The following is a 13,980-nucleotide window of genomic DNA, read 5'->3' as shown; positions in this document are numbered from 1 at the left end:
AAAGGAGTTAAGAGATATTCATCACTCATCAACATCTCAATAACTCCTTCATTATAACATCTATTCCATTTTACAATTCATAAATTTAAGTTTGTATCAGTAAAATATTTAATAGCGGTAATACAAACATGAAGCTATCAAATCTATCTAATATACCGCCATGCCCTGGTAGTATACGTCCCGAATCTTTAACACCAAAATGACGTTTAAACCCAGATTCTACTAAATCACCTAATTGACCAAACATACTTAACACAATTGTGACTAATAATAAAAGCCAAATATTCATATGTAAATCTACAAACATTTGCATCACTAATGGTACTAAAATGCTACATAAAATACCACCAAAGAAACCTTCAATTGTTTTATTAGGGCTAATAACTGGCCATAACTTATGTTTACCCATAAGGCGACCAAAAATATAAGCACCCGTATCTGTTAGCCAAACGATTAAAAATGCAAATAAAATATATCTCAAGCCCTCAGAACGTGTCTCATAAAAATACATGAAACCAATTCCTACATAAGCTACAGACATCAAACAAAATGCAGCATCCATAAAACTAAATCTGTTTTTAGATAGCACTGTATAACTTAAAACTATGAAACTCATAGCAATTAAACCTTTAAGTTGGATAACTTGAACCCATTCACCTGCATCTTGAGGTAACATGATAATAATTAGGGCTAAAGCACTAATCAGACCAGGTATAGATAAAAATTTAATCATATTCATATTAAGTAATTCTTTTAAGGCTATCAAAGCTAGTAAAAATGCGAAAAGCATTAATATTAAGCCACCCTTGAGCAAGATAGGCAAGAATATTAATAAAGCTATAATCGCGGTTAATGTTCTTACTTTCATTTTTTACTCCTCACTTAATCCTCCAAAACGTCTTTGGCGTGATTGATATATTTTCAAACACTCTCTTAACTCTTTTTCATCAAAATCTGGCCATAGCTTTTCATTAAAAATAAATTCACTATATGAAGCTTGCCATATTAAGAAATTGCTTATCCTTTGTTCTCCTGAAGTGCGTATTAATAAGTCTGGATCTGGATAACTATGCGTCATTAAATGACGTTTTATTAACGCCTCATCAATCACATCAGATCCTTGTCCGTTTAATTGTAATTCGTTATATATTGTTTTCATACTCTGAATAATCTCAGCTCGTCCACCATAATTTATAGCAAACACAAGAGTTAACCCAGTATTGTTCTGAGTTTTAGCTTTAGCAAAATCAATAGCATTAATTGTCGATTGTGGTAAACCTTCATAAAACCCTATTGTTTCAATTTTAACATTCTTTTCAATTAATTCTGGTAGAAATGTTTTAAGGAAATTCACAGGAAGATTCATAATATAATTAACTTCACTTTCAGGTCTAGACCAATTCTCTGTTGAAAATGCGTATAGTGTTAAGTACTTAATACCTAAATCACTCGCTTCGCGAGTAATTTTTTTGATTGTTTGCATACCTTCATAATGTCCTTTAATTCTAGGCATTTTACGTTTTTTTGCCCAACGTCCATTTCCATCCATGATAATAGCCACATGTTCAGGTATATTATGTATGTCTAAATCATTATTATGTTTTGTCTCAGTTTTGTTTTTATTTTTCAGCTTTTTAAACATGGTCTTTCCTCCGAGCCTGATCGTCTCTGTTTATAATATTAGTTAATTAAACAATCATCTATCATTTTATCATACTCATTTATTCCATTGAATAAGCAAATAAAAAAACTGTACCAAAGTCTTAGTTGGTACAGTTTAGACTATGAAGATATTCAATGTCTGACAGATGTTTCATTTTAGATAATATACTAATATGAATGTGTTTGCGATAATAAAATACCTATACTGACATAATATCTTTTTCTTTGTCGGCAACCAATTGATCTATATCTTTAATCGAATTATCTGTAGCTTTTTGTACATCATCAGTTTGACTTCTTAAGTCGTCTTCAGTAATGTCACCATTTTTTTCGTCTTTTTTAAGCTGATCATTAATATCACGACGAATATTTCTAATTGAGACTTTAGCATCTTCACCAATTTTTTTAACTTCTTTAACTAATTCTTTTCGTCTTTCTTCAGTTAAAGCTGGTACAGAGATACGAATAACCTCACCATCACTCGTTGGATTAACCCCAAGATTAGCCGCGATAATTGCTTTTTCAATATCAGCAACTGATGTCTTATCATATGGTGAAATAACTAATAGACGTGCTTCAGGCACATTGATACTTGCTAATTGTTGCACTGGTGTAGGTGCACCATAGTAGTCAACTGTAACACCATTAAGTAAATTGGAGTTTGCTCTACCAGCACTAATGTTAGCAAGTTCACGAGATAAGTTATCAATTGATTTTTGCATTCTAGACTTTGTATCTTTGATTATGTCACTCATTTTTTACACCTCAAAATTATTTTGTAATTAATGTTCCGATTTTTTCACCCATTACAGCACGCTTAATATTACCTTCTTCCATAATAGAGAAAACATTTAATGGAATGTTATTATCCATGCAGAACGATGAAGCTGTTGAATCCATCACTTGTAAACCTTCTTGAAGCATTTGAATATGTGTCAAATGTTCATATTTAATTGCATTTGCATCAACTTTTGGATCAGCTGAATAAACACCATCTACATTATTTTTACCCATTAAAATTACATCTGCTTCTACTTCAGCCGCACGTAAAGCAGCAGTTGTGTCAGTTGAGAAGTAAGGATTACCAATTCCAGCGGCAAATATAACAACACGTTTTTTCTCCAAATGTCTAATTGCACGTCGACGAATATATGGTTCAGCAACTTGTTTCATTTCAATAGAAGTTAAAACACGTGTATCACAATCTAATTGTTCTAAACTGTCTTGTAATGCTAAAGCATTCATTACAGTAGCAAGCATCCCCATGTAATCAGCCGTACCACGATCCATGCCTAGGTCGCTACCAGTTTTGCCTCTCCAAATATTTCCACCGCCGACAATGACAGCAATTTCACAATCCATTTTGGCAACTTCAGCAACTTGCTGTGCAACGCTTTTGATAATGATAGGATTTATGCCGAATCCTTTATCACCTGCTAAAGCTTCACCACTCAATTTTAATACTACACGTTTATATTTAGAAGTTTGTGCCATTTTCTTATCCTCTCTATCGTAAAAATATGTAAATATATAAGTAAAGAAGACACGAATGTCTCCTTTTAGCTATCTTAACAATAGACTTATAAAAAGGAAACGTGTGAGGTGTCTTCTTCCTTGTTAAACTTTATGACAGATTATTTCATTTGTCCTTTAACTTCTTCAGCAAAGTTTTCTTCACGTTTTTCCATACCTTCTCCAACTTCATAACGAACGAAATCAGTAAGTTTACCACCTTTAGCTTTTAAGAAAGCTTCAACAGTTTCGTCTGGATTTTTAACGAAGTTTTGATCTACAGCACAAATTTCTTGTAAATATTTACGTAAACGACCTTCAACCATTTTTTCAACGATTTTTTCTGGTTTACCTTCGTTTAATGCTTGTTGTTTTAATACTTCTCTTTCATGATTGATTTCTTCTTCGCTTACTTGTTCAGAAGAAACATATTTAGGGTTGATTGCCGCAATGTGCATTGCTACGTCTTTAGCAGCTTCTTCATCAGTAGTACCTTCAACTACGGTTAACACACCAATACGTCCACCCATGTGTAAATATGCACCAAATGCATCATTATCAGTTTTTGTTCTGATAGAGAAACGACGGATGCTTAATTTTTCACCAATTGTTGAGATAGCTTCTTTCATTCTTTCATCAACAGTTTTACCGCTAGATAATTTAGATTCCATCAAAGCGTCTACTGTTTCTACCTTGCTATCTAAAATATGGTTAGCAATTTCTTTAACTAATTCTTGGAAACCTTCGTTACGTGCTACGAAGTCTGTTTCTGAATTAATTTCAACGATTGCAGCTTCATTACCTTTTACTTCAACGTGTACAAGACCTTCTGCTGCGATACGGTCAGCTTTTTTAGCTGCTTTTGCAATACCTTTTTCACGTAAGTAGTCAATCGCTTTATCGATGTCACCATCAGTTTCAGTTAGCGCTTTTTTACAATCCATCATTCCTGCGCCAGTTTTTTCACGTAATTCTTTAACAAGTTTTGCTGAAATTGCCATTCATTATTCCTCCAATATAAATAGTAATTATTGATATACCTAGATTTTAGCATTATTTTAGGTTATATTTCCATTACAGTATTATGATTTAATTTTATTTTTAAAAAAAGGTGATAAGCATTAGTATCTTATCACCCATTTAAACTATCTCTTAGTTTGATTCAACAGAAGTGTTTTCTTCAGTTGTTTCTGCTTGTTCAGATTCTTCTTTGTCATCTAAATTGATGTTTTGTTCTGCAGCTACTTCTTCATTAGATACACCTTGTTGACCTTCTAAGATAGCGTCTGCCATTTTACCAGTTAATAATTTAACGGCACGAATAGCATCATCGTTTGCTGGGATAACGTAATCAATTTCATCAGGATCACAGTTAGTGTCAACAATACCTACGATAGGAATATTTAGTTTGCGAGCTTCAGCAATAGCGTTGCGCTCTTTACGAGGATCAACAACGAATAATGCTTGAGGCATTGATTTCATATCGCGAATACCGCCTAAGAACTTAATTAAACGGTCGTATTCTTTTTTAAGTTCAACAACTTCTTTTTTAGGTAATACTTCAAATAATCCGTCTTCTTCCATTTTTTCAATTTCAGAAATACGTTTAATTCGTTTTGAGATTGTTTTGTAGTTAGTTAAAATCCCACCTAACCATCTTTGGTTAACGTAGAATTGACCAGCACGCTCTGCCTCAGCTTTAACTGATTCTTGCGCTTGTTTTTTTGTACCTACGAATAAGACTTTTCCGCCTTCTTCAGAGATTTGTTTAACAAAGTTGTATGCTTCTTCAACTTTTTTCACTGTTTTTTGTAAATCAATGATATAAATACCATTTCTTTCAGTGAAGATATATTTTTTCATTTTTGGGTTCCAACGGCGTGTTTGGTGACCGAAGTGAACACCGGCTTCAAGTAATTGTTTCATAGAAATTACTGCCATTTTAAATTCCTCCTAGTGGTTATTTACCTCCATAATCAACTGATATAAAGACAAATATTTAATTTGCACCCTTTATATTTAAATTGATTATGTGCGTATTGGCTTTATAGTCGTCAATTAATATATCATATTTAATACATAAAAGCAATAACATGATTTGTATTATTGAATTTCTGTTTGAATAACAATAAAGATGGAGATTATTTAATAACATTCTTAATTTCTCTAAACATTTTATAGTCGATAATTAACATATAAAATAATAGGTTTCTGAAAAAGTAAAAATCAGTCCATTCATTATTCACAGATTAATCTTAATTTACTAATATTTCAAAAAAACATTTCATATTCAACTTTTACTTATTTTTTTCAAGCTCATCAAGGAATTTATCTTTTTTCACTTTAATAAATGTCCCTTTCATTCCAAGAGAACGTGATTCTATGACACCCGCACTTTCAAGTTTGCGTAAAGCATTCACTATGACTGATCGTGTAATGCCCACTCTGTCAGCTACTTTTGAAGCTATAAGTAAACCTTCTGTACCACCAAGTTCTTCAAATATATGTTCGATTGCTTCTTTTTCTGAGTATGAAAGTGAGTTGATTGCCATTGTTATAGCAGCTTTATCTCTAGCTTCTTTTTCGACTTCATTATGTTTTTCTCGTAATATTTCCATTCCTATTACAGTGGCTGCATATTCTCCTAATACTAAGTCATTTTCATTGAAGTCGTCTTGAACTCGACCTAAGACTAGCGTACCAAGTCTTTCGCCACCACCTAAAATTGGAAAAATAGTTGTTCTACTATTTAAAAATACCTCTCTATTCTCTGGTGGAAATACAGTTAATTCATTATCAATATCGATATTTGATTCTGTTTGTTTAACATTCATCAACTCTTCAGTATATTCGCGCGGTATATGTCGATCTTCTAACATATCTTTAATACGTTCACTTTTTAATAATTCATTCAAACAAGATCCTAAGATTTTACCTCTTCTCGACACAATAAATACATTAGTAACTGTAACATTACTAATTGTTTGAGCAACATCTTTAAAATCTACTGCAATGCCTTTATGTTTTTGTAATAAAGTGTTTAATTCTCTTGTTTTAGATAATAAGCTCATATTTTTTCTCCTTCTATATATATTTATAAAATAAATGCACTTAAATCTTTATTTGTTGAGATTGATTTTAATTTGTCATCTACATATTGTGGGGTAATATCCACAACAGCATTCGGCATGCTTGGTGCTTCAAATGATAAATCTTCAAGCATTTTTTCTAGAATAGTGTGTAATCTACGAGCACCAATATTATCAGTATCTTGATTAACTTGATATGCAATTTCAGCTAATCTTTGAATGGCATCTTCTGAGAAGTTAACTGTAACTTCTTCAGTTTGAAGCAATGCTTCATATTGTTTGACAAGCGATAATTTTGGTTCTGTCAGAATTCTCACGAAATCTTCTACTGAAAGGCTTTCTAATTCCACTCTAATTGGAAATCGACCTTGTAATTCAGGAATTAAATCACTAGGTTTTGATACGTGGAATGCACCAGCACCTATAAATAGCATATGTTCAGTATTTACAGTACCATATTTTGTCTGAATCATGCTACCTTCAAGTATAGGAAGAATATCTCGTTGTACGCCTTGTCTTGACACATCTTGACCGCTATTTTGATTGTTAGTAGCAACCTTGTCTATTTCATCAATAAATATGATACCCATTTGTTCTGCAAGCTCTAAGGCTTGTTGATTCGCAGTTTCTTGGTCGATTAATTCGTCAGCAAAATCATCAGCTAAGATTTTTCTAGCTGTCTCAACCGAAACTTCTCTTTCGACTTTTTTCTTGGGCATCAATTGATTCATCATATCTTGAATCTGTTGATTTTGATTAGTCCCTAACATTCCCATTGATGCAGGATCTTGTTCTACTTTTATTCTTACTTTTTCATTTTCAAGTTTGCCCTGTTCAAGTTGTTTTTTTATTTCAGAACGTTTCGTTTTAATTTCCTCAGTTGGCGGTTCTTCCTCTTCATCTTGATTTTGACCGAAGTTTGGAATTGCTCCACCGAATAAATTTTCCAAAGGATTGTTACCTTGTGCTGCCTTCTTTTTTAAACTCGGAACAAGTAATTTAACTAATTTGTCGTTTGCTTTCTTAGTTGCCTCATCTTTAACTAATGACTTTTTCTCGTCTTTTACTAAACGTACAGCAACATCAACTAAATCTCTAACCATGCTTTCAACATCTCTACCAACGTAACCGACTTCTGTAAATTTAGTTGCCTCGACTTTAATAAACGGTGCTCCAACAATTTTTGCCATGCGTCGAGCTATTTCAGTTTTACCAACTCCCGTTGGACCAATCATTAAAATATTTTTAGGCGCAATCTCTTGTTTCTCTTCTTCTTTTAAAAGACTTCTACGATAACGATTTCTTAATGCAATAGCCACCTTACGTTTTGCATCATTTTGTCCTACAATATACTCATTCAATTTAGATACGATGTCTTTTGGGGTTAACTTAATTCCATTTGTATCCATATTTAACATTCCTCCATATTGCTACTTTGTTTTATGAGATTCATTTCCTTAATTTGAGCAATGCTGTTTTTAAAGCGTTTCTACAATTATATTGTCATTTGTAAACACACAAATATCAGCTGCAACTTTTAAACTTTCGTATGCCATTTCACTAGCAGAAAGTTGTGTTGCATGTCTTTTTAAAGCTCGACCTGCGCTAAGTGCGTAGTTACCACCTGACCCAATGGCAATTAAATCATCATCAGGTGCAATAACTTCACCTGTACCACTAACAATAAGTATGGCATCTTTATCCATTACGATAAGCATCGCCTCTAGTTGTCGTAATTGTTTATCTCCACGCCATTCTTGTGCTAGTTCAACAGCTGCGCGCTCTAAATTACCACTAAATTGCTGAAGTTTTGTTTCAAATTTTTCGAAAAGTGTGAAGGCATCAGCAACACTACCAGCAAAACCAGCCAATACTTTTCCTTCGTATAAACGTCTCACTTTTCTCGCAGTTTGTTTCATAATAACTTGTTGGCCTAATGTGACTTGACCATCACCAGCCATAGCTGCTTCACCATTATGGCGTACAGCGTAAATTGTTGTAGCGTGTAAAGAATTATCCATAAATTACTCTCCTTTTTTTGCTCGAGGATGTGCGTTTAAATACACCTTTCTCAATTGTTGATTCGAAACATGTGTATAACGTCCAGTGGTCGATAAATTGACGTGACCAAGTAAAGACTGTACAGTCCTTAAATCAGCACCTTGATTTAATAAATGTGTAGCAAAAGTATGTCTTAATTTATGAGGATGTATGTCATTGACCCCAGCGGTTCTTTTAACGACATCATTAAGTACATACCTTACTCCTCTTTCGGTGATAGGATCACCTTTCATATTTACAATTAAATAATCATGATTAGCTAATTGTTTAGGTTGAAATTCTTCTAAGTATCTTTCTATACTCTGTCTACAGAACTCTCCAAAAGGTATAAACCTTTCCTTATTTCCTTTACCTAAGACTTTTACACCAGGTAAGTTCATATCTATATCTTTTAATTTAATATTTATTAATTCAGACACACGTATTCCTGTTGCATATAACAATTCAATAATAACTTTGTCCCGTATGCCTTTTTTATTATCATGCTCTACAGTTTGAAAAAGTGCTTCCATTTCTTCTTCATAAAAGAATTGAGGTAAATACTTCTCTTTTTTAGGATGCACTAGTTGAACAAAGGGATTAATAATTGAATTATTTTGAGTCATCCAAAATTCATAGAAGGTACGTAACGTTGATATCTTTCTTGATACCGTAGTTCTTTTTAGTTGATTAGAATATAAAAAAGCCAAATAGTTTCTAGCATCTTTATATTCAAAAGTCTCAAGTTGTAAATGTTCTCTTTCTAAAAAGTTGTTAAATTGAACTAAGTCATCATGATAAGATTTTAACGTATACTCTGAAAAGTTTCTTTCAACCTTTAACATGTATAAAAATGTTTCTTGGATTTTATCCAAAATCAATCTCCTCCATCATATTGCATTGTAGCATATGTGTAAAAACGCATACAGTAATTTGATAATCAATTCAAAATCTTTAGAGAATTAATTCCATACTTTATATAAATTAGTCATAATTTTCTCTAACTCACTTGTTTTACTTAATTTACGTTAGTTTTAAACAATATTCATCACAAAAAAACCAGGTAGTTATCAACTACCTAGTTAACCTATTTGTAAATTACAGCGTTTGTTTGTAATTATCTAAATACTCTAACGCTCTTTTGGCTTGTGTTTCATATCTTTCTTTTTTATCTTTAATACGTTTTTCAAGAGATGGTAAAAGACCAAAATTGGCATTCATAGGTTGAAAGTTCTTCTCATTTTTTGCATGCGATATGTAGTAAGCCATACTACCTATCATTGTCTCCCTAGGGAAAATAACTTCCCCTTTACCTAAAATTTTATGCGCAAGATTAATACCTGCAACTAATCCACTAGCAGCACTTTCAACATAACCTTCAACGCCAGTCATTTGTCCAGCAAAATATAAATTATCATGTCCTTTTAATTCATATTTTTCGTTTAAAACATCAGGTGAATTAATAAAGGTATTTCGGTGCATCACACCATATCTTACAATATCAACATTTTCTAATCCTGGTATTAAACGAATGACTTCTTTTTGCGCACCCCATTTTAAATGTGTTTGAAAGCCAACAATATTATATAATGTTCCAGCTGCATCATCTTGTCTTAATTGAACAACTGCATAAGGACGTTTCCCAGTCTTAGGATCTTCAAGTCCAACAGGTTTCATCGGACCAAATAATAAAGTTTTTCGTCCTCTTTCAGCCATGACTTCAAATGGCATACAGCCTTCAAAATATTTTTCTTTTTCAAACTCGTTGACTGTTGCAACTTCAGCTTCTAATACTGCATCATAAAAACGATTAAATTCTTCTTCAGTCATAGGACAGTTAAGATACGCTGCTTCACCTTTATCATAACGTGATTTTAAATATACTTTATCCATATTAATTGAATCTTTTTCTATTATTGGTGCGGCAGCATCGTAAAAATACAATTGATCTTTACCAGTAATATCAACAATTTCTTGTGCTAAATGCTCAGTAGTTAAAGGACCAGTTGCTATAATCGTATAACCTTCTGGTATATGATTAACTTCTTCATTTAATACAGTGATGTTTGGGTGGTTTCTTAAGGTATCTGTAATATAGCCAGCAAAATCATGTCTGTCCACTGCTAAAGCACCACCAGCTGGCACACGTGCTTTATCTGCTGATGTGATAATTAACGAGTCTAAATGTCTCATTTCCTCTTTAAGTACACCGACAGCATTTGTAAGTGCATTACCTCTCAATGAATTTGAACAAACCAATTCAGCAAATTTATCTGTATGGTGCGCTGGAGTCTGTTTAACTGGACGCATCTCAATTAAATTCACTTTAATTCCACGTTGAGCTAATTGATATGCAGCTTCAGAGCCAGCTAAACCAGCTCCTACAACATTTACTTTTTGAGTCATTTTGCCCCTCCTAAAATTACTCATCTATTTTTGAACTTCTTCTTCATAATCACAGTTGGAGCACACAACTTGACTACTTTTACCTTTTTTCTTATTCACAAGGTAATGATGACACTTAGGACAATCTCTTCCAACAGGCTTATCCCAAGAAATAAAATCACATTCCGGATATCTAGAACAACCATAGAAAATTCTATTTTTCTTTGATTTACGTTCTACGACATCTCCTTCATTACATTTTGGACACGTGACACCAATCGTTTTGACAATTGCTTTTGTGTTACGACAGTCTGGAAAGTTTGAACATGCCATAAACTTACCATATCTTCCCATTTTAATTACCATTGGAGAACCACAGACTTCACAATCTTCACCTGCTGGCTCGTCTTTAATCTCAATCTTTTCCATTTCAGATTCGGCGCGCTCAACATCTTGTTTAAAACTGTTGTAGAAATCTCCTATTACTTTACGCCAATTCATGTCACCTTCAGCAATTTTATCAAGTAATGTTTCCATGTTTACAGTGAATTCTACATCAATAATTTCTGGGAAGTATTCTTTAACTTGCTCATAAACAATTTCTCCTAATTCAGTTGGAATGAAGCGTTTACTTTCTAACTTGACGTAGTTCCGCTTTTGAATCGTATCAATAGTAGGAGCATATGTTGAAGGTCTTCCAATTTTAAGTTCCTCGAGTGTTTTAACTAAACGTGCCTCGGTATAACGAGGAGGAGGTTGTGTAAAGTGTTGTGCCGGTTCAATCTTTGTCGCAGTCACCTTATCTCCTTTATCAAGTTGAGGAAGCTTATTTTCTTTATCATTCTCTTTATCATCTTTTGCCTCTACATATAGTGTCATAAAACCTTTAAATTTAATAGTTTGACCATTAGCTCTAAATTTAATGTCGTTTTGAGTTACATCTAAAGCTACCGTATCCAAAATAGCTGGAGCCATCTGACTTGCTACAAATCTCTCCCAAATTAATTTGTATAGACGGTGTTGATCTCTAGTAAGAAAAGCTTTCATATCATCAGGCGTTCGCATTGTACTAGTAGGTCTAATAGCTTCGTGAGCATCTTGATCACCTTGTTTACCCGATGATTTACGCTGAGACACGTACTGTTCACCATATTTATCAGTAATATATTGCTGCGCTTCTGATTTTGCAGAAGTTGAAATACGAGTAGAATCAGTACGCATATACGTGATTAAACCTACTGTACCTTGACGCTTTAAGTCAATACCTTCATATAATTGTTGCGCTAGCATCATTGTCTTACGTGCTTTAAAATTTAATTTACGTGCAGCTTCTTGTTGTAAGGTTGATGTAGTAAATGGATGAGCAGGATAACGCGTTTTTTCTTTACGATTCACATTTGTGATTTCAAATTGATCACCATTTAATGCTTCAGTAATCTTTTGAACATCGTCTTTGTTATTTAGCTTATAAGGTTTATTTTTATAGTGTAGAAATTTAGCTGTAAACTTAGATTTCTTGTATCTAAATTCACCTTCAATAGACCAATACTCTTCAGGTTTAAAATTACGAATTTCATTTTCACGGTCAATGACTAAACGTAAAGCAACTGACTGAACTCTCCCAGCAGACAGCCCTTTTTTAACTTTCTTCCATAATACTGGAGAAATATTATAACCAACGAGTCTATCTAAAATACGACGTGCTTGTTGCGCGTCAACTAAATCCATTTCAATACCACGAGGATGCTTAAAACTATCTTTAACAGCATCTTTTGTAATTTCATTAAATACTACTCTATTTTCTTTGCTATCTTCTAATTCTAAAATTTTTGATAAATGCCAAGCAATCGCTTCACCTTCACGGTCAGGGTCACTAGCTAAAAATATCTTTTTGGCTTTTTTCGCATGTTTTTTTAAATCTTTAACTACAGGACCTTTGCCACGAATTGTAATATATTTTGGTTCATAGTTATCTTCAGTGTCGACACCCATTTGACTTCTTGGTAAGTCACGAACATGTCCCATTGAAGCAATAACTTTATATCTTTTGCCTAAATATTTTTCAATGGTTTTAGCTTTTGCAGGCGATTCAACAATGACTAAATTATCTGCCAAAGTTTATTCCCCCTTGCAAATTTAATTACTAAAGATAAATGATAAACGGTTATTTTTGTATTTGTCAACGTTTTAATTTTTAATTTCCAATTTTGTAAGAATTGTTATTATTTTTGATTCATTAAACTTTAACTAAATTAAAGGATATAAATAATTAATTCAGAAAGTAAATCTATCATTTACATAAATAGATAATCAATTAAGATACTACTTTCATCTATAACAACTTGAGCACCTTCATTTATCCTTCGTAAATTGCCTTTAGTCATTTTGTTGAACATTGAACCAGGTAGAACATAAACATTTCTATTTTGCTCTAAAGCACAATCAATAGTAATTTGACTACCACTTCTTTCTTCAGCCTCAGTTATAAGAACCCCTCTAGACAGACCACTTATAAGTCTGTTTCTTTCAGGAAATTTATACTTATTTATGGGAGAAAATGGTGGATATTCACTTATCACTAAGCCATTTCTTTCAACTTTAGTTCTTAAATTTAAGGTTGCTTTAGGATAATGATAACAATGTCCAAATCCAAGTACGCCAATAGTTGGTAAAAAGTATTTAAGTGCGGTTTGATGTGCTACACTATCTGCGCCACGCGCTAATCCAGAAACAATCGCCATATTTAATTGTCTAAATGAAGGAAAAAGATAGTTTAAAGATTGACTTGTATATTGTGTGGCATTACGTGAGCCAATTACAGCTAGAGAGTGAGAATGATTAAAGAACTGTGGATTTCCTTTGTAGAATATCACATAAGGATAATCATACATTTCTTTGCAAAGAGAAGGGTAGTTATCATCGAAGTATGTCGTAAAACTAACATTTGCTTTTTTCATTTCTTTAATAATGTCCATCAGCTTTAATTTTTTGAAACGTTCATATTTGTTCCATAGTCTTTCAGAATTACGCTCTGTAAGCCACCTTTTTATCATGTCATGTTGATGAAATACGTTTTCTGATAGAAAGCCGGGATATTTACGTGTAAGATGATGAAGTTGTGCTGTAGTGAAATTTGCCCAATATAGTTTTAACATCGTATGTTGTATCAATTATCATTACTCCTTTGTTTATATTATACCTTCAAATCCAAATTTTTTAGTTTACTGTTTAAAGACATTTAATTTTTAAATATCATGTATTTGTAAGGAGTAATTTAATGATAAGGGTTTAA

Annotated in this window: 13 protein-coding genes; all 13 read right to left on the bottom strand. The window is 32.8% G+C overall.

Annotation, left to right across the window (positions count from 1 at the left end; genetic code table 11):
• Positions 1-85 precede the first annotated feature (85 nt).
• The gene (locus HMPREF3241_RS06925) at positions 86-868 is read right to left on the bottom strand and encodes a phosphatidate cytidylyltransferase (protein ID WP_001829499.1); all 783 of its coding nucleotides are present in this window, start codon (positions 866-868) and stop codon (positions 86-88) included.
• Positions 869-871: 3 nt separating this feature from the next.
• Positions 872-1,642, bottom strand: a complete 771-nt coding sequence (locus HMPREF3241_RS06920) for an isoprenyl transferase (protein ID WP_002446293.1) — start codon at positions 1,640-1,642, stop codon at positions 872-874.
• A 220-nt stretch (positions 1,643-1,862) separates the two neighbouring features.
• Entirely contained in the window at positions 1,863-2,417 is a 555-nt protein-coding gene (gene frr / locus HMPREF3241_RS06915) for a ribosome recycling factor (RefSeq protein ID WP_002446292.1), read from the bottom strand.
• A gap of 16 nt (positions 2,418-2,433) precedes the next feature.
• Positions 2,434-3,156 (bottom strand): UMP kinase, encoded by a 723-nt coding sequence (gene pyrH, locus HMPREF3241_RS06910; RefSeq protein ID WP_002439511.1) that lies wholly within the window; start codon positions 3,154-3,156, stop codon positions 2,434-2,436.
• 140 nt (positions 3,157-3,296) lie between these two features.
• Positions 3,297-4,175 carry a translation elongation factor Ts gene (gene tsf, locus HMPREF3241_RS06905; protein WP_002446291.1) on the bottom strand — a complete coding sequence of 293 codons (879 nt, stop codon included), beginning with the start codon at positions 4,173-4,175 and terminating at the stop codon, positions 3,297-3,299.
• A gap of 151 nt (positions 4,176-4,326) precedes the next feature.
• Positions 4,327-5,115, bottom strand: coding sequence for a 30S ribosomal protein S2 (gene rpsB / locus HMPREF3241_RS06900; protein WP_001832557.1), 789 nt, complete (start codon positions 5,113-5,115; stop codon positions 4,327-4,329).
• 356 nt (positions 5,116-5,471) lie between these two features.
• Positions 5,472-6,245, bottom strand: coding sequence for a GTP-sensing pleiotropic transcriptional regulator CodY (gene codY / locus HMPREF3241_RS06895; protein WP_002446289.1), 774 nt, complete (start codon positions 6,243-6,245; stop codon positions 5,472-5,474).
• Between the two features lie 23 nt (positions 6,246-6,268).
• Positions 6,269-7,672 carry an ATP-dependent protease ATPase subunit HslU gene (gene hslU, locus HMPREF3241_RS06890; protein WP_001829474.1) on the bottom strand — a complete coding sequence of 468 codons (1,404 nt, stop codon included), beginning with the start codon at positions 7,670-7,672 and terminating at the stop codon, positions 6,269-6,271.
• Between the two features lie 69 nt (positions 7,673-7,741).
• On the bottom strand, positions 7,742-8,284 hold the full coding sequence (gene hslV / locus HMPREF3241_RS06885; RefSeq protein WP_002446288.1) for an ATP-dependent protease subunit HslV: 543 nt from the start codon (positions 8,282-8,284) through the stop codon (positions 7,742-7,744).
• A 3-nt stretch (positions 8,285-8,287) separates the two neighbouring features.
• Positions 8,288-9,148, bottom strand: coding sequence for a tyrosine recombinase XerC (gene xerC, locus HMPREF3241_RS06880; protein WP_002446287.1), 861 nt, complete (start codon positions 9,146-9,148; stop codon positions 8,288-8,290).
• A gap of 253 nt (positions 9,149-9,401) precedes the next feature.
• Entirely contained in the window at positions 9,402-10,709 is a 1,308-nt protein-coding gene (gene trmFO, locus HMPREF3241_RS06875) for an FADH(2)-oxidizing methylenetetrahydrofolate--tRNA-(uracil(54)-C(5))-methyltransferase TrmFO (RefSeq protein ID WP_002495759.1), read from the bottom strand.
• 24 nt (positions 10,710-10,733) lie between these two features.
• Positions 10,734-12,803, bottom strand: coding sequence for a type I DNA topoisomerase (gene topA / locus HMPREF3241_RS06870; protein ID WP_002446285.1), 2,070 nt, complete (start codon positions 12,801-12,803; stop codon positions 10,734-10,736).
• Between the two features lie 179 nt (positions 12,804-12,982).
• On the bottom strand, positions 12,983-13,858 hold the full coding sequence (gene dprA, locus HMPREF3241_RS06865; protein WP_002499693.1) for a DNA-processing protein DprA: 876 nt from the start codon (positions 13,856-13,858) through the stop codon (positions 12,983-12,985).
• Between the last annotated feature and the right edge of the window lie 122 nt (positions 13,859-13,980).

Origin of the sequence: Staphylococcus sp. HMSC34G04, assembly GCF_001838765.1 — a bacterium.
Lineage (GTDB): Bacteria > Bacillota > Bacilli > Staphylococcales > Staphylococcaceae > Staphylococcus > Staphylococcus epidermidis.
Note: the sequence above shows the minus strand (reverse complement) of the source record. Positions and strands in the feature narration are given on the sequence as shown.

Coding starts and splice junctions, on each gene's coding strand:
- HMPREF3241_RS06925 (WP_001829499.1), bottom strand. CDS start 868: ATGAAAGTAAGAACATTAACCGCGATTATAGCTTTATTAATATTCTTG.
- HMPREF3241_RS06920 (WP_002446293.1), bottom strand. CDS start 1,642: ATGTTTAAAAAGCTGAAAAATAAAAACAAAACTGAGACAAAACATAAT.
- frr (WP_002446292.1), bottom strand. CDS start 2,417: ATGAGTGACATAATCAAAGATACAAAGTCTAGAATGCAAAAATCAATT.
- pyrH (WP_002439511.1), bottom strand. CDS start 3,156: ATGGCACAAACTTCTAAATATAAACGTGTAGTATTAAAATTGAGTGGT.
- tsf (WP_002446291.1), bottom strand. CDS start 4,175: ATGGCAATTTCAGCAAAACTTGTTAAAGAATTACGTGAAAAAACTGGC.
- rpsB (WP_001832557.1), bottom strand. CDS start 5,115: ATGGCAGTAATTTCTATGAAACAATTACTTGAAGCCGGTGTTCACTTC.
- codY (WP_002446289.1), bottom strand. CDS start 6,245: ATGAGCTTATTATCTAAAACAAGAGAATTAAACACTTTATTACAAAAA.
- hslU (WP_001829474.1), bottom strand. CDS start 7,672: ATGGATACAAATGGAATTAAGTTAACCCCAAAAGACATCGTATCTAAA.
- hslV (WP_002446288.1), bottom strand. CDS start 8,284: ATGGATAATTCTTTACACGCTACAACAATTTACGCTGTACGCCATAAT.
- xerC (WP_002446287.1), bottom strand. CDS start 9,148: ATGTTAAAGGTTGAAAGAAACTTTTCAGAGTATACGTTAAAATCTTAT.
- trmFO (WP_002495759.1), bottom strand. CDS start 10,709: ATGACTCAAAAAGTAAATGTTGTAGGAGCTGGTTTAGCTGGCTCTGAA.